19 protein-coding genes and 6 tRNA genes are annotated in these 23461 nt (G+C 61.6%); 18 read left to right on the top strand and 7 right to left on the bottom strand.

Features of this window, described 5'->3' with window-relative positions; genetic code table 11:
- Window positions 1–207: 207 nt before the first annotated feature.
- Together M0D65_RS11715 and M0D65_RS11710 are read left to right on the top strand one after the other, a co-directional pair.
- Complete coding sequence (locus tag M0D65_RS11715; RefSeq protein WP_091014003.1) at window positions 208–1458, top strand: aspartate kinase; 1251 nt, start codon at window positions 208–210, stop codon at window positions 1456–1458.
- 173 nt (window positions 1459–1631) lie between these two features.
- Window positions 1632–1725: transfer RNA gene (locus M0D65_RS11710), tRNA-Ser, on the top strand.
- A 145-nt stretch (window positions 1726–1870) separates the two neighbouring features.
- On the opposite strand, the gene M0D65_RS11705 is transcribed toward M0D65_RS11710, so the two are convergent.
- Window positions 1871–3070 carry a Fic family protein gene (locus tag M0D65_RS11705; RefSeq protein WP_266252802.1) on the bottom strand — a complete coding sequence of 400 codons (1200 nt, stop codon included), beginning with the start codon at window positions 3068–3070 and terminating at the stop codon, window positions 1871–1873.
- A 569-nt stretch (window positions 3071–3639) separates the two neighbouring features.
- Here M0D65_RS11705 and M0D65_RS11700 point away from each other — a divergent pair.
- Window positions 3640–3999 carry a hypothetical protein gene (locus tag M0D65_RS11700; RefSeq protein WP_091013998.1) on the top strand — a complete coding sequence of 120 codons (360 nt, stop codon included), beginning with the start codon at window positions 3640–3642 and terminating at the stop codon, window positions 3997–3999.
- A 107-nt stretch (window positions 4000–4106) separates the two neighbouring features.
- Here M0D65_RS11700 and fabI read toward each other — a convergent pair whose 3' ends face one another.
- Entirely contained in the window at window positions 4107–4898 is a 792-nt protein-coding gene (gene fabI / locus M0D65_RS11695) for an enoyl-ACP reductase FabI (RefSeq protein ID WP_266252801.1), read from the bottom strand.
- Window positions 4899–5008: 110 nt separating this feature from the next.
- Here fabI and M0D65_RS11690 point away from each other — a divergent pair, with 110 nt between their 5' ends.
- From M0D65_RS11690 to M0D65_RS11670, 5 genes are all read left to right on the top strand, one after another.
- Complete coding sequence (locus tag M0D65_RS11690; RefSeq protein WP_266252800.1) at window positions 5009–6955, top strand: extracellular solute-binding protein; 1947 nt, start codon at window positions 5009–5011, stop codon at window positions 6953–6955.
- 57 nt (window positions 6956–7012) lie between these two features.
- Window positions 7013–8050: a microcin C ABC transporter permease YejB gene (locus M0D65_RS11685; protein WP_266252799.1), complete on the top strand. Its 1038-nt coding sequence runs from the start codon at window positions 7013–7015 to the stop codon at window positions 8048–8050.
- A gap of 1 nt (window position 8051) precedes the next feature.
- Complete coding sequence (locus M0D65_RS11680; protein WP_266252798.1) at window positions 8052–9158, top strand: ABC transporter permease; 1107 nt, start codon at window positions 8052–8054, stop codon at window positions 9156–9158.
- On the top strand, window positions 9155–10783 hold the full coding sequence (locus M0D65_RS11675; RefSeq protein ID WP_266252797.1) for an ABC transporter ATP-binding protein: 1629 nt from the start codon (window positions 9155–9157) through the stop codon (window positions 10781–10783). The genes M0D65_RS11680 and M0D65_RS11675 overlap by 4 nt, the downstream gene beginning before the upstream one ends.
- 127 nt (window positions 10784–10910) lie before the next feature.
- Window positions 10911–11615 (top strand): C40 family peptidase, encoded by a 705-nt coding sequence (locus M0D65_RS11670; RefSeq protein ID WP_266252796.1) that lies wholly within the window; start codon window positions 10911–10913, stop codon window positions 11613–11615.
- A gap of 87 nt (window positions 11616–11702) precedes the next feature.
- Here the strand turns inward: M0D65_RS11670 and M0D65_RS11665 are convergent, their stop codons facing one another.
- Entirely contained in the window at window positions 11703–12680 is a 978-nt protein-coding gene (locus M0D65_RS11665; protein WP_308076661.1) for a patatin-like phospholipase family protein, read from the bottom strand.
- Window positions 12681–13051: 371 nt separating this feature from the next.
- On the opposite strand from M0D65_RS11665, the gene gltX reads away from it, so the two are divergent.
- From gltX to M0D65_RS11630, 7 genes are all read left to right on the top strand, one after another.
- Entirely contained in the window at window positions 13052–14461 is a 1410-nt protein-coding gene (gene gltX / locus M0D65_RS11660) for a glutamate--tRNA ligase (RefSeq protein ID WP_266252795.1), read from the top strand.
- 103 nt (window positions 14462–14564) lie between these two features.
- Window positions 14565–14640, top strand: a tRNA-Ala gene (locus M0D65_RS11655).
- Window positions 14641–14832: 192 nt separating this feature from the next.
- Window positions 14833–14908, top strand: a tRNA-Glu gene (locus tag M0D65_RS11650).
- A 79-nt stretch (window positions 14909–14987) separates the two neighbouring features.
- A tRNA-Asp gene (locus M0D65_RS11645) sits at window positions 14988–15064 on the top strand.
- A 60-nt stretch (window positions 15065–15124) separates the two neighbouring features.
- Window positions 15125–15200 (top strand) — tRNA-Glu (locus M0D65_RS11640).
- Window positions 15201–15272: 72 nt separating this feature from the next.
- Window positions 15273–15349 (top strand) — tRNA-Asp (locus tag M0D65_RS11635).
- Between the two features lie 189 nt (window positions 15350–15538).
- On the top strand, window positions 15539–16003 hold the full coding sequence (locus M0D65_RS11630; protein WP_091014762.1) for a GNAT family N-acetyltransferase: 465 nt from the start codon (window positions 15539–15541) through the stop codon (window positions 16001–16003).
- Between the two features lie 66 nt (window positions 16004–16069).
- Here M0D65_RS11630 and M0D65_RS11625 read toward each other — a convergent pair whose 3' ends face one another.
- Entirely contained in the window at window positions 16070–16945 is an 876-nt protein-coding gene (locus M0D65_RS11625) for a helix-turn-helix domain-containing protein (RefSeq protein WP_266252794.1), read from the bottom strand.
- Between the two features lie 254 nt (window positions 16946–17199).
- Here M0D65_RS11625 and M0D65_RS11620 point away from each other — a divergent pair, with 254 nt between their 5' ends.
- Entirely contained in the window at window positions 17200–17613 is a 414-nt protein-coding gene (locus tag M0D65_RS11620) for a gamma-glutamylcyclotransferase (RefSeq protein WP_266252793.1), read from the top strand.
- A 142-nt stretch (window positions 17614–17755) separates the two neighbouring features.
- Here the strand turns inward: M0D65_RS11620 and aceB are convergent, their stop codons facing one another.
- Together aceB and M0D65_RS11610 are read right to left on the bottom strand one after the other, a co-directional pair.
- A complete protein-coding gene (gene aceB / locus M0D65_RS11615) occupies window positions 17756–19348 on the bottom strand; it encodes a malate synthase A (RefSeq protein WP_266252792.1) in 1593 nt (530 codons plus the stop codon).
- A 70-nt stretch (window positions 19349–19418) separates the two neighbouring features.
- Window positions 19419–20183, bottom strand: coding sequence for a haloacid dehalogenase type II (locus M0D65_RS11610; protein WP_266252791.1), 765 nt, complete (start codon window positions 20181–20183; stop codon window positions 19419–19421).
- A gap of 152 nt (window positions 20184–20335) precedes the next feature.
- Here M0D65_RS11610 and M0D65_RS11605 point away from each other — a divergent pair, with 152 nt between their 5' ends.
- Both M0D65_RS11605 and M0D65_RS11600 read left to right on the top strand, forming a co-directional pair.
- Window positions 20336–21238, top strand: coding sequence for a LysR family transcriptional regulator (locus tag M0D65_RS11605; protein ID WP_091013957.1), 903 nt, complete (start codon window positions 20336–20338; stop codon window positions 21236–21238).
- A gap of 180 nt (window positions 21239–21418) precedes the next feature.
- Entirely contained in the window at window positions 21419–21853 is a 435-nt protein-coding gene (locus tag M0D65_RS11600) for a universal stress protein (RefSeq protein WP_091013955.1), read from the top strand.
- A gap of 238 nt (window positions 21854–22091) precedes the next feature.
- On the opposite strand, the gene aceA is transcribed toward M0D65_RS11600, so the two are convergent.
- Window positions 22092–23396, bottom strand: coding sequence for an isocitrate lyase (gene aceA, locus M0D65_RS11595; protein WP_091013952.1), 1305 nt, complete (start codon window positions 23394–23396; stop codon window positions 22092–22094).
- Window positions 23397–23461 lie beyond the last annotated feature (65 nt).

Here is a 23461-nt window from a genome sequence, read left to right as displayed (position 1 = left end):
CGCCGCCGCTGGTTGCTCGTGGTTTTTTCCACGTCCTGGCATCGCGATACCACGTCAGACCATCAACGGTGATGCAGGTCACAGCGGGCAAATCCGCGCGCGTTGCTCCGCGCCGCCACATACTTCGCTGTCGTTCCCGAACGTTTGCTTGTTGTGCGGCCGTCTCCAACGTGCCCGACGCGGTTTCTTCCTCTGTTCAGAACGACAATGGCACTCATCGTACATAAATACGGCGGTACTTCGATGGGCTCGGTCGAGCGCATCAAGAATGTCGCGAAGCGCGTCGCGAAATGGCATAAGGCCGGCCACAAGATGGTCGTCGTGCCTTCGGCGATGTCCGGCGAAACCAACCGCCTGCTCGGTCTCGCGAAAGAAATTTCGCCGCAGCCGAGCCCGCGTGAACTCGACATGATCGCGTCGACCGGCGAGCAGGTCAGCGTTGGTCTCCTGACCATCGCGCTGCACGAAGCAGGCGTCGATGCAGTCAGCTACACCGGCTGGCAAGTGCCGGTCAAAACCGATAGCGCATTCACGAAGGCACGTATCCACGACATCGATGGCGAGCGTGTGCTGAACGACCTCGCCGCCGGCAAGGTGGTCGTGATCACGGGCTTCCAGGGCATCGATCCCGATGGCCACATCACGACGCTTGGCCGTGGTGGTTCGGACACGTCGGCGGTTGCAGTGGCCGCGGCGCTAAAAGCCGACGAATGTTTGATCTATACGGACGTCGACGGTGTCTATACGACCGACCCGCGCGTGGTCGAAGAAGCGCGCCGGCTCGACCGCGTGACCTTCGAGGAAATGCTGGAGATGGCGAGCCTCGGCTCGAAGGTGCTGCAGACCCGCTCGGTGGAATTTGCCGGCAAGTTTCAGGTCAAGACGCGTGTGCTGTCCAGCCTGACCGATCCGCTGACGCCGCTCGAAGCCGAAATGTCGTCGGGCACCCTGATCACTTTTGAAGAAGACGAGACCATGGAAAAAGCAGTCATCTCGGGCATTGCATTCCAGCGCGACGAAGCCCGCATCGCGGTAATGGGTGTACCCGACAAGCCGGGTATCGCCTATCAGATTCTCGGCCCGGTGGCGGACGCGAACATCGACGTCGACATGATCATCCAGAACCAGAGCGTGCAGGGCAAGACCGACTTCACGTTCACGGTCGGTCGCGGCGACTATCAACGCGCGATGGATATCCTCACGGGGCAGGTGCAGGGCCACGTGAGCGCCGAGAAGGTGCTGGGCGATCCGAAGGTGTCGAAGGTATCGGTGGTCGGCGTCGGTATGCGCTCGCACGTCGGTATCGCGAGCACGGCGTTTCGCACGCTGTCGGAAGAGGGCATCAACATCCAGATGATCTCCACCTCCGAAATCAAGATCTCGATGCTGATCGACGAAAAGTACATGGAGCTCGCGGTACGCGCGCTTCACAAGGCTTTCGAACTCGATCACGCGTAAGACCCGGCATCTGCCGGTGCGGAATCACGCGAAGCTGGCTGGGGTGTGACACTGCAGTGACTGCAGTCACGCTTCAGCTTATAAAAAGTGCGTTCTGAAAATTGACCTCGATCGGCGAACCCGCTATTATCTTGGCTTCGTCGCGCTGCCTCCCTGGCGCGAGCGAAAGTTTGGGAGACGTGGCCGAGAGGTCGAAGGCACTCCCCTGCTAAGGGAGCATCTGGGCCAAAACCTGGATCGAGGGTTCGAATCCCTCCGTCTCCGCCAGCAATGGTGGCGAAACCCCGTAGAGTCTCGGCTCTGCGGGGTTTTTGTTTTGGTGGACGTTTTTTTGGGTTCGGTTGATATCGCTGCAATCGATCTTGTTCAGTACTACACACACTCCATCGTAGTAATGCTGGCCCCTGGATGCTTACTCGCCTCGATTGGCTGAAGGTGCGGGCAGCGGATCAGTACCTTCGCCAAGAATTGCGAGGTAACGGCGATAAGCAAAGACACGGCCGCGTCGACGGCCAGTTACTTCCTCGACTACTTCAAGCCGTTGGAGGTCAGCGAGCGCTGCATTGATCGTGGGCGCGGTAAGGCCAGTGCGATCGACCAGGATGTTGGAGGTGAGAAACGGATTTTGCTGCAATAAATCATGAACTCGCAGAGCCGATCCCGCACGTTCACTTTCAGCTGTGATCCGCTCACGATCCTCTTTGAAGAGAGCAATAATCCGCGTGGCCGCATCAAAAGCTTGATTGGCTGTCTCGGCGACGCCATCAAGAAAGAATTCAAGCCAGGCCTCCCAGGCACCACGCTCGCGTACTTCCTGCAGGAGCCTGTAGTAATCGGCGCGGTGTGTTTTGAGGTAAAGGCTCAGGTAAAGCAGTGGTGAGCGTAGTACCCCATGCGTATTCAAGAAGAGGGTGACAAGGAGCCGGCCGATGCGTCCGTTGCCATCGAGAAACGGGTGGATGCTCTCGAACTGCACATGGAGTAGACCTGCCTTGAGCAGGGCAGGCAGACGTGAACGGTCTTCATGCATGAATCGCTCAAGTGCGCCGAGGCACGCATCGAGCTCGTTCACGGGTGGCGGCACATATAAGGCGTTGCCCGGCCGTGTTCCGCCGATCCAGTTTTGCGATCTCCTGAATTCGCCGGGGCTCGCCGCGCCGCCGCGGCCATTTCGCAGCAGACGAGCATGCATTTCACGAATCAGCCGTAGCGAAAGCGGTAGCGTTTGAAGACGATCCAACCCATACATCATCGCGTCCACGTAATTTGACACTTCGCGGACGTCATCGATTGGCTGACCGGCCTGCGCTTCGGTTTCAAAGCGAAGAAGGTCTGTCAGGGTTGATTGGGTGCCTTCAATCTGGGACGAGAGCACGGCCTCTTTGCGCACGTACATGTAAAGGAAGAGCTCCTGGCGGGGGAGGAGCATCGTGATGCCGTCCAATCGCCCCAACGCTCGCTCGGCGAGACTCAATCTGTCGAGCAGACTCAGAATATCGATAGGTGGTTCGGGAGGCAGAGGTGGCGGAACGAAGGCGCGCACGACCTCACCGCCAGCCGTAGTGTCGGCGAAGCGCCCAATCCGGGTATGTGTCAGATTCTCGTTAGCCATCAACAAATTATGGCCGCGGGTTCTTATTTAAACAAGTGGCATTATATTTAAATAACGACAGAGCTTAGGTAAGCGGGCTTAAATAGCGTATCGATGTGGTGCCAGGACGGTGGATGCCTTGACGTGAGCGGGCTGTCAGCGGGTTTTCCGATGTGGCCGTATTCCACAATATGGGGGAACGGCGTTGGTTGAAGCTGGGAGGGAGTAGGGGTCCCTGTGCCCGATTCGCTCGATGGCAAGGAGGCGTTATCGAGAGCTCGGTCTGCTACATCGTTCAGTTACCTGGCAATACCAGGTATCAGCCAAGTATCGACCAGACATCGCCGGATGAAACCAACCCATCCCGCTCGAACGCACGACAGAAATCGCAGCCGGTTGCCCGTTGTCGCGTACCGCGTCAAACGCATTTGTATCGACTCCATGACGCCACCCCGAGATGTGTAACGAGACGTTACTCGCGGCTTCCGTGAGCGATTTGTTGCATCAGTTATTACAAACTCGAAATATGCGGCAAGCCTCCCTGCGCTATAGTCGAGTCAACAAAACATGTCTCCAGAAGAGGTGAACCTATGAAGTCCGCACGTCTTGTTACGCTGGTGATCGGGGCATTGGCCATTGGCGCATCGAGCGCAGCAATGGCTCACGTGGACATCGGCCTGAACATCGGCATCCCCGCGCCGGTTTATGCCGCGCCGGCGCCTGTTTATGCGCCGCCGCCGGTCGTGTATCAACCGGCGCCGGTGTACGGTGCGCCAGTCTATGGCGCCCCTGTCTACGGTGGTCCGGCGATCGTGATCGGCTGGCACGGCGACCGCTACTGGGATGGCCGCCGCTACTGGGGCCGCGATGAATGGAATCGTCGTCGTGGGCCGGGACGCTGGGACCACGGTGGTGGCCGCTGGGACCACGGCAACGGCCGCTGGCACTAAGCCGCCGGCGCGTCGACACGCCAGCAAACGCGCACAAGGCGCGCAAAAAAAACCGCCCAACCAGGGCGGTTTTTTATGGTTGCGCGAGCAACGTCCGGAAGACCAGCTTACTCCGCCACGACAGCCATGCCGCCCACCACGGCATTAAAGCCGCTGTCGACATGCACGATCTCGGCCGTCACCCCGGCCGCGAGATCCGACAACAGGAACGCCGCGGTATTGCCGACCTGTTCGATCGTGACATTGCGCCGTAGCGGCGCGTTGCCCTCGACGAATTCGAGAATCTTGCCGAAGCCCTTGATACCGCTCGCGGCCAGCGTCTTGATCGGACCCGCCGAAATCCCGTTTACCCGCACACCCTTCGCACCGAGCGAGACGGCAAGATAACGCACGCTTGCTTCGAGCGAGGCCTTCGCGAGCCCCATCGTGTTGTAGTTCGGAATTGCGCGTTCGGCGCCGAGATACGACAGCGTGAGCAACGCCGCATCCTGCGAGAGCATCGGCAGCGCGGCTTTGGCGAGCGCCGGGAAACTGTAGGCAGAGATGTCGTGCGCGATGCGGAAGTTTTCGCGCGTCATGCCGTCGAGGAAGTCGCCGGCAATCGCTTCGCGCGGAGCAAAACCGATCGAGTGTACGAGGCCGTCGAGACTATCCCAGCGCGTCTTCAATGAAGCGAACAGCGCGTCGATCTGCGCATCGTCGGCGACGTCGCAGGGGAACACGAGATCGCTGCCGAACTCGGTGGCAAATTCGGTGATACGGTCCTTGAAGCGGTCGCCGACATAGGTGAACGCGAGTTCGGCGCCTTCGCGTTTGCATGCCTGCGCGATGCCGTATGCGATCGAACGGTTCGACAGCAAGCCGGTCAGCAGGATTCGTTTACCAGCGAGAAAGCCCATGAATGCTCCTGATGAAGTCAGCGCGCATCACACGAGGCATGCGTGAGGCGCGCAGGATTTTGGGTAGAATTCTCTCACATTGCCACTGCCTCCCGATTAGCAAGGCCCTTATGACAACTGGTTCGCGATGGATTGACGCGCCTCATGCAGGCTGGCGCGCCGTAGTTCGAATGCTGTCGCGGGTTCGTTGTCACTTATCGAAGCACGGGTTGGCGGCCCGGCCGACGTTGCGGCCAGCAGCCTTCATTTGGGTGTGCGGCACGTTGCTCGCCTCGTTGTTGCCCGCGCTTCCTGCGCACGCGGTCTATGCGATCGCGCAATATGGCGAGCCGAAGTATCCGGCGGATTTCAAGCATTTCGACTATGTGAATCCGGACGCGCCGAAGGGCGGCACGCTCGTGATGGCGAACCCGGACCGCCGGACCAGCTTCGACAAGTTCAACCCGTTCACGATGCGCGGCACTGCGGCGCCAGGCATCGATATGCTGTTTGAAGCGCTGACCATTGGCAGCTCTGACGAGCCGGCGTCCGCTTACGGCCTGCTCGCCGACGACATCCGCATTGCCCCCGACCGTCTGTCGACGACTTTCCATATCAACCCGCGCGCGCATTTCTCGAATGGCGATCCCGTCACGGCCGCCGACGTCAAGTTTTCGTTCGACATGCTGAAAAGCCCGCAGGCTTCGCCTGCGCTGGCCGCCTATTTCACCGACATCACGCGCGCGGTCGTGGTCGATCCGGCCACCATCCGCTTCGAGTTCCGCCAACCGAACCGCGAGCTGCCGATGCTCGCGGGCAGCATCCCGGTGTTTTCGCAGAAGTGGGGTTTGAAGCGGGACGGCTCGCGCGTGCCGTTCGATCAGATGGCGTTTGAGCAGCCGATCGGCAGCGCGCCCTATGTCATCGAAAGCTACGAGAACGGCCGCACGATTACCTACAAACGCGATCCGAACTACTGGGGCGCGGCGTTGCCGGTGCGTGTCGGCACCAACAATTTCGATCGCCTCGTCTACAAGCTGTACTCGGATCCGGTGGTGCGGGTCGAAGCATTCAAGGCTGGCGAGTACGACGCGTACGTTGAGAACGTCGCACGCAACTGGGTGCGCGGGATAGTCGGCAAGAAGTTCGATAGTGGCGAACTGATCAAGCATACGTTCGAGCAGCACAACGGCGTCGGTATGCAGGGCTTCCTTCTCAACCTGCGACGGCCGCGCTTCCAGGATGTGCGGGTACGCAAGGCGCTTGACCTGGCGTTCGACTTCGAATGGCTGGACAGCCGGCTTTTTTATAGCCAGTACACGCGCATCGACAGCTTCTTCTCGAATACCGATCTGAAAGCGACCGGGCTGCCGTCGCCAGGCGAGCTTGCGCTCCTCAACCCGTGGCGCGCGCAGCTCGACCCGGCCGTGTTCGGGCCGCCACCGCTTCAGCCCGACACCGACCCACCCGGTTCGCTGCGCGCGAACCTGCTGCAGGCGCGTGCACTGCTCGCGCAGGCGGGCTGGACTTACCGGAACGGTGCATTGCGTAACGCCCAGGGACAACCGTTCTCGTTCGAGATTCTCGACGACTCGGGTTCGGCGCAATCGATGGAACCGATCGTCGCGACGTATGTTCGCAATCTGCAGAAGCTCGGCATCGAAGCGAAGTTTCGCGCGGTCGACTTCGCGCTGTATCAGAAGCGGCTCGACGCGTTCGACTACGATATGACGAGCCTCCGCTATCCCGACGTTCAACTGCCGGGCTCCGAGCAGATCGACCGGTTCAGCAGCAAGGCAGCCGGCGAGCCCGGATCGGGCAATCTGATCGGCCTGCGTTCGCCGGCCGTCGATGCGATCCTGCATGCGCTCGTAAAGGCACAGACGCGCGAACAGCTCGTCGATGCAACTCATGCGCTCGACCGCGTCCTGATGCATGGCTACTATGTGGTGCCGCAATGGTATAGCGCGGTGCACCGCGTCGCCTTCAGACGCGGACTCGCATGGCCGAAGACGCTGCCGCTGTACTATCAGGCAAACGACTGGATCACCTCGACGTGGTGGTTCGCACCGCATTGACCCGCGCGCCGTTCGCCACCATTCCTTCTCTCTAGACCGCTTGCCCGATCGCCGCCTATGTGGAGCTACATCCTCAAACGTCTGCTGCTGATGATCCCGACGCTGTTCGGCGTGCTGACACTCACGTTCGTCGTGATCCAGTTCGTGCCCGGAGGACCGGTCGAGCAGGCCGTGCATGACATGCGCAGAGGCGCCGAGCAGGGCGCGCCGTTCGGTCTGCGTGCGCATAGCGGCGTCGACGCGCAGCAGATCGCGCAACTGAAGGCGCTCTACGGTTTCGACAAGCCGCCGCTCGAACGCTATGGGCTGATGCTCAAACGCTTCCTGCGCTTCGACCTCGGCGACAGTTACTTCCGGCATCAAAGCGTGTGGTCGCTGATCGTCTCGAAGCTGCCGGTGTCGATCAGCATCGGCCTGTGGACCTTCTTTCTCACCTATCTGATTTCGGTGCCTCTCGGCATCGCTAAGGCGGTGCGCAACGGCTCGCGCTTCGACTTTGCGACGAGCCTGCTCGTGTTGTTCGGCTATGCGATTCCGGGCTTCGTGCTCGGCATATTGCTGCTCGTGCTGTTCGGCGGCGGATCGTTCCTGCAGATCTTTCCGCTGCGCAACCTCACGTCGGACAACTGGGCGCAGCTTTCTGTAGGCGGCAAGATCGTCGATTACCTGTGGCATGTCACGCTGCCTGTGTTCGCGTCGGTGGTCGGCAGTTTCGCGGTCGTCACGATGCTGACCAAGAATGCGTTTCTCGACGAGATCCGCAAGCAGTATGTGCTGACCGCGCGAGCGAAAGGGCTGTCGGAGCGGCGGGTGCTGTGGAAGCATGTGTTCCGCAACGCGCTGCTGCCGTTGATTGTCGGTTTCCCGGCAGCGTTTATCGGCGCGTTCTTCACCGGCAGCCTGCTGATCGAGACACTGTTCTCGCTCGATGGTCTCGGCCTGCTGTCGTACGAGTCGGTGACGCGGCGCGACTATCCGGTCGTGCTCGGTACGCTCTATCTTTTCACACTGATCGGCCTCGCGACGAAGCTCATCTCGGACCTTTGCTACGTCTGGGTCGATCCGCGCATTCAATTCGAACAACTGGAGCGCTGACTTGAATCGAGCCCGCGTCCGATCCGATCTCACCGCGCGCACGCAGACCGTGCGCGCTTTTGTGTCACCGTCGCCGGCGCGCCGCGTCTGGCAACGCTTCAAGCAGCAGCGCCTCGGCTACTGGAGTCTGATCGTCTTCGTCGTCGCATTTGCGGCGAGTCTTGCCGGGCCGCTATGGTCGAACGACAAGCCGCTCGTCGTGCGCTACGACGGACATCTGTATTTCCCGCTCTTCAAGACTTACCCGGAGACGACTTTCGGCGGCGATTTTCCGACGGCAGCCGATTATCTCGATCCGTATATCAAGCATCGCTTCGATACGCCCGGCAATTTCGCGCTCTATCCACCGAATCGCTACTACTACGACACGCTGAACTATTTTTCGAAAGCGGCGAACCCGGCGCCGCCGTCGCACGATAACTGGCTCGGCACCGACGACCGCGGCCGCGACCTGTTCGCGCGCCTGCTGTACGGCTTTCGCGTATCGGTTGAGTTTGCGCTCGTGCTGACGTTGATCGGCACGGTGCTAGGCGTATTGGCCGGCGCGGTGCAGGGTTTCTTCGGTGGACGTATCGACATCGTCGGGCAGCGGCTGATCGAGATCTGGAGCGCGATGCCCGAGCTGTATCTGCTGATCATCTTCGCGTCGATCTTCGAACCCGGCTTCATCCTGCTGATCGTGCTGCTGTCGCTGTTCGGCTGGATCGGGCTATCCGATTACGTGCGCGCGGAATTTCTGCGCAACCGCAATCAGGACTACGTCCGTGCGGCGCGCGCGATGGGGCTGTCGAACTGGCAGATCATCTGGCGCCACGTGTTGCCGAACAGCCTGACGCCGGTTATCACGTTCCTGCCGTTCCGCATGAGCGGCTCGATTCTCGCGCTGACCAGCCTCGATTTTCTCGGCCTCGGTGTGCCGTCGCCGACGCCGAGCCTCGGCGAACTGCTCGCGCAGGGTAAGGCAAATCTCGACGCATGGTGGATCTCGCTGTCGACGTTCGGTGTGCTCGTCGCGATGCTGCTGTTGCTGACCTTCATGGGCGACGCATTGCGTAACGCGCTCGACACGCGCATGGCGGACGCGATGCGCGCGGGAGGCAATCAATGAGCGCGGCTGAAATGCTAACGCCATTGCCAGTTGGCCCGCTGCTGGAACTGGACCACCTGCACGTGAGTTTCGGCGATACCGTCGCAGTCGACGACGTCACGCTCGCGATCGAACGCGGCGAGCGGGTGGCGCTTGTCGGCGAGTCGGGCTCGGGCAAGACCGTCACTGCGCTGTCGATCCTGCGTCTGCTCAGCGATGCCCAGGTGAGCGGGGCGATCCGCTTCGGCGGCGAGGATCTGCTCGCGAAGAGCGAGCGCGGCATGCGCGAAATGCGCGGCTCCGACATCGCGATGATCTTCCAGGAGCCGATGTCAGCGCTCAATCCGCTGTATACGATCGGCGATCAGATCGCGGAGACGATCGTGCTGCACGATGACGTGAGCGCACTCGAAGCGCGCAAGCGCGCGGTCGCGCTGCTCGATCGCACCGGCATCGCGGAGCCGGGCAAGCGCGTGAACAGCTATCCGCATCAATTGTCCGGCGGACAGCGGCAACGCGCGATGATCGCGATGGCGCTCGCGTGCCGTCCGCGTTTGCTGCTCGCCGACGAACCCACCACCGCGCTCGACGTCACGATTCGCGCGCAGATCGTCGAACTGCTGCTCGAACTGCAACGCGACGAAGCGGAAAAGCGCGGCATGGCCGTGCTGCTGATCACACACGATCTGAATCTCGTGCGCCGTTTCGCGCAGCGCGTCGCGGTGATGGAGCGCGGCAAGCTGGTCGAGAGTGGTACCGTCGATGCGATTTTTTCGTCGCCTCAGCATCCGTATACGCGTCGTTTGCTGGAGAGTCGTCCCGAGCGTACGGTGGTGCCGGTCATTCCGATCTCGCCCGTGCTGCTCGAAGCACGCGATGTGTCCGTCGATTTCCGCACGAGGCTGCCGGGCTTCAACGGTTGGTTTCGCGCGGGGCGTTTTAGCGCGGTATCGAAAGCGAGCCTGTCGGTGCGTCAGGGCGAGACGCTTGGCATCGTCGGCGAATCGGGTTCGGGCAAGTCGACGCTCGCGATGGCGCTGCTCGGCTTGCAACGCGTCGTGCACGGCGACATCGAGTTCCAGGGCAGGGCGCTCGCAAGCTTCCGCGGACACGAACAGACCGAGTTGCGCTCGAACATGCAAGTCGTCTTTCAGGATCCATTCAGTTCGCTTTCGCCGCGACACACGATCGAGCGGATTGTCGGCGAAGGGCTGGAGCTGCATCGTCCGCAACTCGATGCGGCCGGCCGCCGCGAGAAGGTCATCAGTGTGCTGCGCGAGGTCGGTCTGGATCGCACGGTCCTGCAGCGTTATCCGCACGAGTTTTCCGGCGGTCAGCGCCAGCGCATTGCGATCGCGCGCGCCCTGGTGCTGGAGCCGCGCATCCTGATTCTGGACGAGCCGACCAGCGCCCTCGACGTGTCGATCCAGCAACAAGTGCTGAAACTGCTGGCGGGCTTGCAGCACAAGTACAACCTCGGCTTCGTCTTCATCAGCCACGATCTTGCGGTAATCGGTGCAATGGCACACCGGGTGGCGGTCATGCAGAACGGTTCCATCGTCGAAACCGGGGAAGTCGAGAAAATTTTTGCTGAGCCCGCCCATCCTTACACTCGAAAGCTACTGAAAGCGGCGTTCGAGCGCTGATATTCACCAATTGGGTGCGTATTGCGATTGTATTTTTCTATTTGTTTTGACACATGAATACTTACTGGCTAGTATCGACCAAACTTTTTCTGCAACTACCTGTTTTTTAGGCAAAATCTACCGACCAATGCAGCAGCGATCTCTTACTCAAGTTTGCACTCGCGTTGTCGCCGGAATGTTCATTGGCGTACTCCTAACCGCAACTTCCAGTGTTTTCGCCGACGAAGCCAGCGGTTTTAGCCAGAATGCCTTGCTTTCGTCCCAGAACGGGGCGACTTCCTCGAATTCCCCCTCGCTCCCCACTTTTCAGTCAACCCCTGCTCCGCAAGCGGCTGCACCTGCTGCGTCCACCGGCGACAGCAGCGCGCGCTCGTTCCTGTCCGGCATGGCCGGTAAGGCCGGCGACGTGGTGGTCGGTGCGCTGAACATGATCGGCGTGCGTTACCGCTGGGGCGGCAATACGCCGGATTCCGGGCTGGACTGCAGCGGCTTCGTGCGTTACGTATTCCAGGACACGCTCGGCATGGCGCTTCCGCGTCGCGCGGAAGAAATGAGCCGCGTCGGCGAGAAGGTGCGCATGAGCGAACTGAAACCCGGCGACCTCGTGTTCTTCAATACGATGCGCCGCACGTTCTCGCACGTAGGTATCTATATCGGCGACAACAAGTTCGTGCATTCGCCGTCTACGGGCAGCACGATCCGCGTCGACGATCTGGACGACGGCTACTGGGAAAAGCGTTTTACCGGTGCACGTCGGGTCGAGACCTCGTATCAGCAGGGTGAAGATCTCCGGCAACGGGTGAGCGCTACGATCGGCACGTCGGGTAACTGAGTCTCGCGTCCGCCGGCTCTGCCGGTAGCAGCAAAAAAGCCTGCTTCGAAACGAGCAGGCTTTTTTTATGCTGTCGCAGCGCGACGATCAGACCATTGCAGGGCTCGCCGCGGCGAGCTTGCGCTGCAGCTCCGGCATGATCTTCGCCACGGCTTCTTCCCCTGCGAGAATCGCCGCGTTGCGTTGCCCGAAGTCGCTGCCGCTCATCACGCTCAGATTCGGCCGGATCACGATGTCGGCGTATTTGTCGAGCTCATAGGTCTTGATGGTTTGACCCATGATCGTGAAGGTCTGCAGCAGAACGTCGAACGAGCTTTGCGTGAGCGCGGTTTCGGGGCGCGCGGAGATATCGATCGCGATCACGAAGTCCGCGCCCATCTTGCGGGCAAACGACGCCGGCACCGGGCTCACGAGCCCACCGTCGACATATTCGTGGCCACCCATCTTCACGGGCTCGAACACCGACGGCACGCTGCACGACGCACGCACGGCGATGCCCGTATTGCCGCGCTGGAACAGGATCGGCTGACCGGTTTTCAGGTCCGTGGCGACGATGCCGAGCGGCTTCGCCATCTTTTCGATCGGCCGGTTGTTGAGCGTCGTGTTCAGGTAGTTCTGCAACGCGACGCCCTGCAGGAAACCGCGCGTGCGAAACGGCATGGCCCAGTCGCTGATCGAGGCTTCGTCCATGACGAGTGCGAGCTTGTTCAGCGCGAAGCCATTCATGCCCGAAGCGTAGAGTGCACCGACAACGGCGCCCGCGCTTGTACCGGCAATCAGGTCGACCTTGATGTTGTGCGCTTCCAGCCCCTTGATCACACCGATGTGCGCGAAGCCGCGGGCGGCGCCGCCACCCAGCGCGAGACCGACGCGCAGCGGGCGTACTGGCTTGACGGCCGGCGGTGGGGTGACACTGGCCGGGGTGCCAGTCGATGTGTCGCTGGTGGTGGTGTCGGGTTTGCTGCCGGTGGTCGTACACGCGGCGAGAACGGCGGAGGCCGCGGCCAGCGAAAACGCGCGGCGGCCTGAACGAGGTGAGGAAGGGTTCAACGATTTCTCCAGCAGTAGCGTCGCCGCACAGCGAGGCGGGCAGACGCCGCGATCTTGCGAACACGATCGCAGAAGGCGATCGTCCCGCGCCTGCGTCGAACCGGACGACGGCGCGCGCACATCATAATGCAAAGCGGCTGGGCGGCGGAATTGCGTGCTTTCCGGCCGCAATGCGCGATGCAATGCCATGTCCGGCACGTCGTTCGATCGCAGCGTGCGAGGGCAGCGTGTGAGGCCAGGCTAAGCCGCCCGGCGGGTATAATCCGTGACTTGCATTTTTCATCCGGACACACGCGCCGCATAGCTGGCCGCGTGACCCGTTCCGCCGTCGCTGCGCGACATTTTTTCTAGCCCGCGCAGCGCCGCTCGCCTTCGAGTAGCCGCTAATGACCACCTCCGTTCGTACCCGTTTCGCGCCCAGCCCCACCGGCTTCATCCACCTCGGCAACATTCGTTCCGCGCTGTATCCGTGGGCGTTCGCCCGCAAGATGAAAGGCACCTTCGTGCTGCGCATCGAGGATACCGACGTCGAGCGTTCGTCGACGGAAGCCGTCGATGCGATCCTCGAAGGCATGGCCTGGCTCGATCTCGGTTACGACGAAGGCCCGTTCTACCAGATGCAGCGTCTGGACCGTTATCGCGAAGTGCTGAAGCAGATGACGGAGCAGGGGCTTGCGTACCCGTGCTACATGTCGACGGAAGAACTCGATGCGTTGCGCGAACGTCAGCGTGCGGCCGGCGAGAAGCCGCGCTACGACGGCACATGGCGACCCGAGCCCGGCAAGACGCTGCCGGTGCCGCCGGCCGGCGTCGAGCCTGTGCTGCGCTTTCGCAATCCGTTGACGGGCGTCGTCGCCTGGGACGACGCGGTGAAAGGGCGCATCGAGATCTCGAACGATGAGCTCGACGACCTCGTGATCGCGCGTCCCGACGGCACGCCGATGTACAACTTCTGCGTCGTCGTCGACGATCTCGACATGCGCATTACACACGTGATTCGCGGCGACGATCACGTGAACAACACGCCGCGTCAGATCAACATCCTGCGCGCGCTCGGCGGCGAGCCGCCGGTCTATGCGCATCTGCCGACCGTGCTGAACGAGCAGGGCGAAAAGATGAGCAAGCGGCACGGCGCGATGAGCGTGATGGGCTATCGCGACGCGGGCTATCTGCCCGAAGCAGTGGTCAACTATCTCGCGCGTCTCGGCTGGTCGCACGGCGATGCGGAGATTTTTACGCGTGAGCAGTTTGTCGAGTGGTTCGACCTCGATCATCTGGGCAAGTCGCCGGCGCAGTACGATCACGACAAGCTCAACTGGTTGAATAACCACTACATCAAGGAAGCCGATAACGCGCGCCTGGCTGAGCTCGCTCGTCCGTTCTTCGAGAGTCTTGATATCGATGCGGCAGCGCTTGCGCAAGGTGCCGATCTGCCGGCCGTGATCGGGCTGTTGAAGGATCGTGCATCGACGGTGAAGGAGATCGCGGAGAACGCCGCGATGTTCTATCGCGCACCGAACCCCGAACCCGAAGCAATCGCGCAGCATGTGACCGACGTCGTGCGACCCGCACTCGCCGATTTCGTCGCCGCGCTGAAGAGTGCCGAATGGACGAAGGAGGGCATCGCTGCTGCGCTGAAGGCAACGCTTGCTACGCACAAGCTGAAGATGCCGCAACTCGCGATGCCGGTGCGTCTGCTCGTGGCGGGCACGACGCATACGCCATCGATCGATAGCGTGCTGATGCTGTTCGGTCGCGAGGTTGTGGTGGGTCGTATCGAGAGGGCGCTTGCCTGAATGTGAAGCCCTGCGCGCGGCCCTGCAAAAAGTTGCGGGTCGCGACTCCCAAGGTATTTACAACACACGATTCTCTATCTACAATCTCGCTTCTGTTCTGCAAGGGGGTATAGCTCAGCTGGGAGAGCGCTTGCATGGCATGCAAGAGGTCAGCGGTTCGATCCCGCTTACCTCCACCACCAGAACATGTGAAAGTCCTCAGGAAGCACGCAGTCTGTAGTAAAAAGGACTTCACAAGCAGCGGTAAGCCAGTTACAATATCGTTCTTTGCTGTTGGCGAAAATTAACAGCAAATTGCAAGAAACTGGTAGTAAAGTGCAGCAAATCGCGGCAAAAGCAGGTGAGCCGCGCGACATATCTGAAAAGATCATGTCCCCTTCGTCTAGAGGCCTAGGACATCACCCTTTCACGGTGAGTACAGGGGTTCGAATCCCCTAGGGGACGCCAGACATCGGCATCGCGTAGAACGACGGCGATGCGGTTTGCGCAGAGTCGGCCGGCTCTCGCAGGCTACGATGCAAAGATTGGAGTGGTAGTTCAGTTGGTTAGAATACCGGCCTGTCACGCCGGGGGTCGCGGGTTCGAGTCCCGTCCACTCCGCCAGACGAAGCCCGTTCAGGTACGCTTGAGCGGGCTTTTTCATTAAAGGTGTAAGCGTACGTTGTCCCCTTCGTCTAGAGGCCTAGGACATCACCCTTTCACGGTGAGTACAGGGGTTCGAATCCCCTAGGGGACGCCAGACATTGCATCGCGGGTATGACCTGTGGTGCGGCTCGCGGGCAGGTTCGATGCTCGCAGGCCATGCAGAAATGGAGCGGTAGTTCAGTTGGTTAGAATACCGGCCTGTCACGCCGGGGGTCGCGGGTTCGAGTCCCGTCCGCTCCGCCAGAAGAGAGAAAAGCCCGTTCAGTTCGCTGAACGGGCTTTTCTCATTTTGGGCGTGTTGGTTCTCGCTGCAACTGGTCGTGTGGGCCTCTGCGCAGCACATCGCCGTGCGTTGCGCTCAGGAGAAACAGCCATTGCCAGCGTGTGCGACGTGCCTTACCGTTGTGCGACGATCCTCTCATGCGTTGCGCCATGTTCGATCCAACTGCCGCCCGATTCCATTTCCAGTTGCGCAAAGCCAGCATCGACGACTTCGAGTTCGCCGAAGCGTTGACCCGCAACAATATGAGCGGCTACTACCGACGGCATCACCTGGTGTGGCGCGGCGATCTGTTTCTCGTTAGTTGGCGCGAATCGGAAAACTTCATTCTCGAGTCGGACGGCGAAGCGGTCGGTGTGCTGCGGGTCACCGAGGAGGGCGACTCGCTGCATATCCGCGACGTCCAGATTGCCGAAGGGCACCGCGGCCAAGGGGCGGGCACGTATCTGCTCGACATGTCGCATCGGTGGGCGCGGGCACGTGGGCTCAAGGAATTGCAGCTACGTGTGTTCGTCGATAATCCCGCCGCACAACTTTATCAACGCATGGGGTATCGGCTCGCTGGTCCGCGTCTTGCGCAACTGGGTGCGATCCGGCACATGGCGCGGCGCGTGTGACTGCGCTCCGCGCACGTCACATCGTATCGAGTTGCGTTACACCCCGCCGCCGTACATTCAACGCGTTCATCGTTCGACGCCATGCGTCGGGTCGGCGAAGTCCTCATCGACGATGCTATCGAACGCACCTCGATGTTCCGCACCCCGCTCGAAGAATGCGCGCGGGCTTTCACCGAATGCACGCCGGAACATCGCGGAAAACGCGCTTTGACTTTGATAGCCCAGTTCCTGCGCGACATGCGACAGCGGCCTTCCTTGGCTGAGCAGCGGAATCGCGCGTGCGAGCACCGCCTGCTGGCGCCATTGCGAAAAACTCACGCCCAGTTCCTGACGAAAGAGCCGCGCGATCGTGCGCGTACTCGCACCGACCGTCAGCGCCCAGTTCTCCAGCGAATCGGTATTCGCGGGATCGGCGAGCACGGCTTCGCACAGCGCGCGCAGACGTTTCTCGTTGGGCATCGGCACGGACAGCGGTAGCGGTTCGGAGCGCGTCAGTTCATCGAGCGCGAGTGCGCCGAGTAGTTGTTCGCGCGCGGGCGACAGACCGGACGTATCGAGTGCCGCGATGACTTCGCGCAGCAGCCCTGACACCTCGACCACACGGCAGGTATCGAGCCCCGGCGGCACGACAGTTTCGCTGACATACAGCGTGCGCATGAACGCATCCTCGACGACCGCCACGTCGTGCAGCACATGCGGCGGCACCCAGATCGCGCGTGACGGCGGCACCATCCACGTGGTGCCTGCGGTACCTATGCGCAGTACACCGCGCGACGTATAGGCAACCTGCGCCCACGCATGCGTATGACGCGCGATGCGCACACCGGCCTTCACGGGTCGCGAACGGACACGGATCGGATGGGTCGGCGTCGGCGCGAATTCCGGAGGAATGTCGGCGAAGTGGACCCGGGTGGATAAGGGTGCGGCGCTGGTCGGGCTCATGAGTTCGTAGTGGTGAGGTCTCGCTGGACTGCTGCGCAACGATGCGGACTCCGCTAGCCATTGTAGGAGCCTTCAGCTTGGCTGTCCGGTCGTATGGAAATGCCGCATGGCCATTCGACCGGGATTGACGCGCACCGTATCCGGCGGGGCATAATCTGTGCGAACTTCGACGGAGTGCGGGTTGCAGGCGCGTCGCACACATCACGCGACGCTTCGTCATTCATTCATCTAGGATCAAGAGGACGCTGAGGGAAATGCAGAACGTTTTTGTTTATGGCACGTTGCGGGCCGGCCAGGTCAACGACATCAGCGCGGCTGCGGCGCGGCACGACATCGCGGCACCTACGCTGCTTGGCACGGCGTCCGTGCGCGGGCGTCTGTTCGACTTCGGGTTGTATCCCGGTCTGGTGGTGGACGCAGCGGGTGTCGCCGTTAAGGGCGATGTGTACGAGATCGACGACAGGCTCGTCGCGGTACTCGATGAAATCGAAGCGGTCTATCCGGGTGTCGAGGGCCTGTTCAGGGCGCATCAGATGACCGTTCACGTCGACGGTACCGCGATACAGTGTCTCGCCTATCCGGTAGCCGAACATGCGGTGCAGGGACTGCCGGAAATCGCTTCGGGCGACTGGGTCGAGCATCGTCGCGCGAACCACGCGGCAGGATAGGACGCAGCGCTGTCTGGCGGAATACACGCCTAGGCACACGCGGTCTCGCGAATAAAAAGACCCGGCAAGCAGCATGCGCTTGCCGGGTCTTTTATTGAGCATCGTTCCGGCTCGGGCGTGCCGGAACGCTACAACAGGTCGCTCAGATTTCCTCGTACAGCGGCAGCGTCAGGAATTCGGTGAACTGTTCCGACGTCGACATCTGTTCGAAGATCTGCGCAGCACGTTCATACGGCTGTGTATCGCCGCCCACCGCCTGCTTCACCTTCGCAAGTTCCTGCTGGATCAGATCGCCGACCAGTTGCGCGGTGACCTTGCGGCCGTCGTCGAGCGTGCCCTTCGATGAGCGGATCCATTGCCACACCTGCGAGCGCGAAATCTCGGCGGTCGCGGCATCTTCCATCAGGTTGTGGATCGGCACGCAGCCGTTGCCCGTGAGCCACGAGCCCAGGTAATGGATGCCGACATTGATGTTGTTGCGCAGACCTGTTTCGGTGATCGGTGCTTCGGGGCGGAAGTCGAGCAGATCGGCGGGGCTCACCTGCACATCACTGCGTTGCTTGGCTATCTGGTTCGGCTTGTCGCCGAGCACCTTGACGAACTCTTCCATCGCGATCGGCACGAGCCCCGGGTGCGCGACCCAGCCGCCATCGTAACCGTCGCCAGCATCGCGTGCCTTGTCCGAGCGCACGCCGCCCATGGCCTTGTCGTTGGCAGCCGGATCGTTCTTGATCGGAATCAGCGCGCTCATACCGCCGATCGCCGGTGCATTGCGGCGATGGCAAGTCTTCAGCAATTGCAGCGCGTAGGCGCGCATGAACGGCACGGTCATCGTGATCTGCGCGCGGTCTGCCAGGCAGAAGTCCTTGTCGTTCTTGAACTTCTTGATCGCGGAGAAGATGTAGTCCCAGCGGCCGGCATTCAGCCCGGAGCTGTGCTCGCGCAGTTCGTACAGGATCTCATCCATTTCGAACGCGGCGAGGATCGTTTCGATCAGCACCGTTGCGCGGATCGTGCCGCGCGGAACGCCGACCGATTCCTGCGCAGCGATGAAGACGTCGTTCCACAGCCGCGCTTCAAGATGGCTCTCCAGCTTCGGCAGATAGAAGTAGGGGCCCGCGCCACGTGCGAGCTGTTCCTTCGCGTTGTGGAACAGGAACAGCGCGAAATCGAACACGCCGCCCGAGACGCGTTGACCGTCGACGGTCACGTGCTTTTCGTCGAGATGCCAGCCGCGCGGCCGCACGATCAGCGTCGCGACCTTGTCGTTGAGCTTGTACGACTTGCCGTTCTGCTCGAGCGAAATCGTGCCGCGTACCGCTTCCTTCAGATTCAGCTGACCCGTGATCTGGTTGTCCCAGTTCGGCGTGTTGGAATCCTCGAAATCGGTCATGTACGAATCGGCACCCGAGTTCAGCGCATTGATGATCATCTTGCGTTCGACCGGACCCGTGATCTCGACGCGTCGACACTCGAGTGCTTGCGGCAGCGGCGCGATCGTCCACTCGGCGTCGCGCACGCTCTTCGTGTCCGCGAGGAAGTCGGGACGCTCACCGGCGTCGAGGCGCTTCGTGCGCTCGACGCGCAGCTTCAGCAGCTCCTGGCGACGCGGTTCGAACGCGCGATGCAGCTTCGCGACGAGTTCGAGCGCTTCGGTGGTCAGGATCGTTTCGAAGCCGGGCGCGATGTCAGCGGTGATTTGCACGCCTTGCGGCAGCGAGAGGGTGTTCGCCATGATTTCTCCTTGGTCGGTCAGATTGCAAAGATGCGAATGAATGCGTCGTTGAGTGTCGGTGGTGGGAGTCTCACGCGCCATGGCTGTGGCGTGTGCGGTCGAAAGATTTGCCTGATGACGATGATGACGCGAGTGTTTCCAGAAAATCGAACAGCTCGGCCATGCCGCCGCCGGTGCCGTGCGGCATGACGCCGAGTTCTTCGGCCGGCAGCCGCTGGCGATTGAGCCAGAACGTCGTATAGCCGAACCAGTTCGCGCCGGTAGCATCCCAGCCGTTCGACGAGACGAACACGATCTCTCGCGCGTTTGCCGCGAACGCGTCGGTGCCGAGCGCATAGGCGGTCGGTGCCGGCTTGTAGGCGCGCACGGTATCGACGGATAGCACGCGATCGAACAGGCCCGTCATGCCGGCGCTCTTGATAGCGATGTCAAGCATCTGCGGATTGCCGTTGGACAGGATCGCGAGTCCGAGCGCCGGTAGCGCTCGCAGGCGGCGCAGCACCGGTACGGTGTCGGGAAAGGCGGACAGACACGCGTATTCGTCCATCAGGCGCTTTTCCGCCGCGCTATTGAGCGTGAGGCTGAGCCTGCGCGCCGCGTAACGCAGCGCATCGAGCGTGATGTTCCAGAACGGCTGATAGTGCGTGCCGGCCGGATCGGCGAGCGTGCGCAACTGCGTGTATTCGATCTGTTTTTGCCGCCACAACTGCGAGAGTGCGTCGCCATGGCCCGGAAACATCTGCTCCGCCGCGGCCACGACCGAATGCACGTCGAACAACGTGCCGTACGCGTCGAAGATCACTGCCTTGGGGAGAGGTGTCGTTATGGCCGACATAGCCGTGCACTCCGTATTAGAGGTCAAGACGGATTGTATTAGTGATCGTTGATGCTAAAAAAGACCCTAAACATCACTTGATCTTTTACTTTTACACACCTAATCTGACGCGCAGATCGATAATCGCGTGCCCGCCCGGGTTCGCTTCCCCCATGGACCGCTTCAAGCAGATCGAAACTTTCGTGACCGTTGCGGCGCGCGGCAGCCTGTCGGCGGCGGCGCAGGCCGAGGGCGTCGCGCCGGCCATCATCGGGCGCCGCATCGACGCGCTCGAAGAGCGGCTCGGCGTGAAACTGCTGGTGCGCACGACGCGCCGCATCACGCTCACGTTCGAAGGCTCCGCGTTCCTCGAAGACTGCCAGCGCGTGATTCACGACATGCAGAACGCCGAGGCCAGCGTCTCGGCGGGCGGCGTGAAGGCGAGCGGCCATCTGCGCGTGTCCGCACCGGCGGGTTTCGGCCGGCGGCACGTCGCGCCGCTGGTGCCGGCCTTCACAGTCGCGCATCCCGACGTATCGATCACGCTCGATCTGTCCGACCGGATGGTCGATCTCGTCAACGAGGGCTTCGATTGCGCGGTGCGGCTGGGCGAGTTGCCCGATTCGTCGCTGGTATCGCTGCGGCTCGGCGAGAACCGGCGTGTGTGCGTCGCGTCGCCGGCCTATCTCGCGCGCCGCGGCGCACCGCGCACGCTCGCCGATCTCGCGCACCACAATTGCCTCGCGCTCGGCGCGAGCGCCAATCAGCAGCGCGGCTGGACTTTCGAACAGGACGGCAAGGTCGTCTCGATCAAGGTGTCCGGCACGATGGAGTGTTCGGACGGCGCGGTGCTGCACGAATGGTGTCTCGAAGGTCACGGTCTGGCGTGGCGTTCGTGGTGGGAAGTCGGTGGCGATATTGCGGCGGGGCGACTGGTCAGCGTGCTCGACGAATTCGCAGCACCGCCGATCGGTATCCACGCCGTGTTTCCGCAGCGCCGCCATCTGCCGCTGCGCGTGCGACTCTTCCTCGATTTTTTGAAACATACCTACGGCAATTCGACCTACTGGGACTGACACAGGGCATTCCTGTAGAGGCCGCCCGCAGGTTTGTGCCGATGCCGCGCGTTCGCCGCAGAAAGTTGCAATCCGTTCCTGCGCACTACAATCAGGAACAAGGGGCTGCATCCGCACCCTGACCCTGGCGCGACGGTCGTCGCGGGCAGGCTGCGGTCCCAGCCGGCGACGGAGGGCATCATGTTCACGCACATCCTGGTTCCGACCGACGGTTCGGAGCTGTCGAAAAAGGCCATCGACGGCGCCATCGATCTCGCGCGCACCGTCGGTGCACGCGTCACCGCGTACGCGTGCTTGCCGCAATATCCGTACTCGCCGTTTTCCGATGTCGTGATCGAGCCGCCATTTGATTTTCAGGAGCGCAGCGAGCGCGAGGCGCGCCTGCATCTGCAGGAGATCGAAACGGCCGCGCGCGAAGCGGGCGTATCGTTCAGCAGTCAGACCAGTGTGCATCCGTCGCCGTATCTCGGCATCATCGAGGCGGCCGAGCAGGGCGGTTGCGATGTCATCTTCATGGCGTCGCACGGGCGGCGCGGCCTCGGCAGCCTGCTGATCGGCAGCGAGACCCAGCGGGTGCTCACGCATACGAAGATTCCGGTGATTGTGTATCGATGACGATGAGCGGGCGTGTGAGTGATGCGTGCCCCGTTTGAAGTGAAGGCGAGGGTGCGCGCCGACGTTGCCGCCAGCGCGCGCTTCCTCAGTCACGGCACGTTGTGTCGTACCGTCTCCTCCCAGATTCCGTGACGGCACCCGTGGTACGGGGCCATCACCCTCCCTGACGGCGGCCTTCTGCGAGGCCGCTCATGCAGTGCCTTGTCGCGTCCTGTCGTTTTCTGAACGACGAAGCGCGTCAGGCGACCTTCTTGTCGAAGAACTGTTCGTCTTCCGTCGAACCGTGCAGCGCAGTCGTCGATGCGTCGCGCTCGACCGTCTGCGTCACCGCGTCGAAGTAGCCCGTGCCGACTTCGCGCTGATGCTTCACGGCGGTGAAGCCCTTTTCGGCGGCAGCGAATTCGGCCTGCTGCATTTCGACGAACGCGGTCATCTGATTGCGGGCGTAACCGTGCGCGAGGTTGAACATCGAGTAGTTCAGCGCATGGAAGCCGGCCAGCGTGATGAACTGGAACTTGTAGCCCATCGCACCGAGTTCCTTCTGGAACTTGGCAATCGTCGCGTCATCGAGGTTCTTCTTCCAGTTGAACGACGGCGAGCAGTTGTACGACAGCAGCTTGTCCGGGAACTGCTTGTGGATCGCATCGGCGAATTTCTTCGCGAATTCGAGGTCCGGCTTGCCGGTTTCGCACCAGATCATGTCGGCGTACGGCGCGTAGGCGAGGCCACGCGAAATCGCCTGTTCGAGACCCGGACGCGTGCGGTAGAAACCTTCCACCGTGCGCTCGCCGGTCAGGAACGGCTTGTCGTTGTCGTCGATGTCCGAGGTGACGAGGTCGGCGGCTTCTGCATCGGTACGGGCGAGCAGTACGGTCGGTGTGCCGGACACATCGGCGGCGAGACGCGCGGCGGTCAGCTTCGCAACGTTTTCGCGGGTCGGCACGAGCACCTTGCCGCCCATGTGACCGCATTTCTTCACCGACGCGAGTTGGTCTTCGAAGTGCACGCCCGAGGCGCCCGATTCGATCATCGCCTTCATCAGTTCGAACGCGTTCAGCACACCGCCGAAGCCGGCTTCCGCATCTGCGACGATCGGTGCGAAGAAGTCCACGTAGCCTTCGTCACCAGGGTTCTTGCCTTCGGACCATTGAATCTGGTCGGCACGCGTCAGCGTGTTGTTGATGCGCTTCACAACGAGCGGCACCGAGTTCGCCGGATACAGCGATTGATCCGGGTACATTTCGCCGGCGACGTTCGCGTCGCCCGCCACCTGCCAGCCCGACAGATAGATGGCCTTCAGGCCAGCCTTCACCTGTTGCATCGCCTGGTTGCCGGTTAGCGCGCCGAGCGAGTTGACGAACGGCTCGGTGTTCACCAACTCCCACAGCTTTTCCGCGCCGCGCTTCGCGAGCGTGTGCTCGACAGGCACCGAGCCGCGCAGACGCACCACGTCTTCGGCTGTATAGGTGCGCTTGATACCTTTCCAGCGCGGATCGGTATCCCACTGCTGCTGGAGTTGCTTGGCTTGCTCTTGACGTGACATGGTGCGCTCCTGGATCGGGTTGAAAGTGGATCGGTGGTCGGTGTCTTCTACGAAGCAGTGGCGCT

It is taken from the genome of Paraburkholderia sp. CHISQ3 (assembly GCF_030464945.1).
GTDB classification, from domain to species: domain Bacteria; phylum Pseudomonadota; class Gammaproteobacteria; order Burkholderiales; family Burkholderiaceae; genus Paraburkholderia; species Paraburkholderia megapolitana.
Note: the sequence above shows the minus strand (reverse complement) of the source record. Positions and strands in the feature narration are given on the sequence as shown.

Excerpts from the sequence above, each read along its gene's own strand:
- M0D65_RS11625 (WP_266252794.1), bottom strand. The coding sequence starts at position 16,945 with ATGAGCCCGACCAGCGCCGCACCCTTATCCACCCGGGTCCACTTCGCC.
- fabI (WP_266252801.1), bottom strand. The coding sequence starts at position 4,898 with ATGGGCTTTCTCGCTGGTAAACGAATCCTGCTGACCGGCTTGCTGTCG.
- M0D65_RS11610 (WP_266252791.1), bottom strand. The coding sequence starts at position 20,183 with ATGTCGGCCATAACGACACCTCTCCCCAAGGCAGTGATCTTCGACGCG.
- M0D65_RS11715 (WP_091014003.1), top strand. The coding sequence starts at position 208 with ATGGCACTCATCGTACATAAATACGGCGGTACTTCGATGGGCTCGGTC.
- M0D65_RS11600 (WP_091013955.1), top strand. The coding sequence starts at position 21,419 with ATGTTCACGCACATCCTGGTTCCGACCGACGGTTCGGAGCTGTCGAAA.
- M0D65_RS11620 (WP_266252793.1), top strand. The coding sequence starts at position 17,200 with ATGCAGAACGTTTTTGTTTATGGCACGTTGCGGGCCGGCCAGGTCAAC.
- M0D65_RS11630 (WP_091014762.1), top strand. The coding sequence starts at position 15,539 with ATGTTCGATCCAACTGCCGCCCGATTCCATTTCCAGTTGCGCAAAGCC.
- aceB (WP_266252792.1), bottom strand. The coding sequence starts at position 19,348 with ATGGCGAACACCCTCTCGCTGCCGCAAGGCGTGCAAATCACCGCTGAC.
- M0D65_RS11700 (WP_091013998.1), top strand. The coding sequence starts at position 3,640 with ATGAAGTCCGCACGTCTTGTTACGCTGGTGATCGGGGCATTGGCCATT.
- M0D65_RS11690 (WP_266252800.1), top strand. The coding sequence starts at position 5,009 with ATGACAACTGGTTCGCGATGGATTGACGCGCCTCATGCAGGCTGGCGC.
- M0D65_RS11705 (WP_266252802.1), bottom strand. The coding sequence starts at position 3,070 with ATGGCTAACGAGAATCTGACACATACCCGGATTGGGCGCTTCGCCGAC.
- M0D65_RS11685 (WP_266252799.1), top strand. The coding sequence starts at position 7,013 with ATGTGGAGCTACATCCTCAAACGTCTGCTGCTGATGATCCCGACGCTG.
- M0D65_RS11670 (WP_266252796.1), top strand. The coding sequence starts at position 10,911 with ATGCAGCAGCGATCTCTTACTCAAGTTTGCACTCGCGTTGTCGCCGGA.
- gltX (WP_266252795.1), top strand. The coding sequence starts at position 13,052 with ATGACCACCTCCGTTCGTACCCGTTTCGCGCCCAGCCCCACCGGCTTC.
- aceA (WP_091013952.1), bottom strand. The coding sequence starts at position 23,396 with ATGTCACGTCAAGAGCAAGCCAAGCAACTCCAGCAGCAGTGGGATACC.
- M0D65_RS11605 (WP_091013957.1), top strand. The coding sequence starts at position 20,336 with ATGGACCGCTTCAAGCAGATCGAAACTTTCGTGACCGTTGCGGCGCGC.
- M0D65_RS11675 (WP_266252797.1), top strand. The coding sequence starts at position 9,155 with ATGAGCGCGGCTGAAATGCTAACGCCATTGCCAGTTGGCCCGCTGCTG.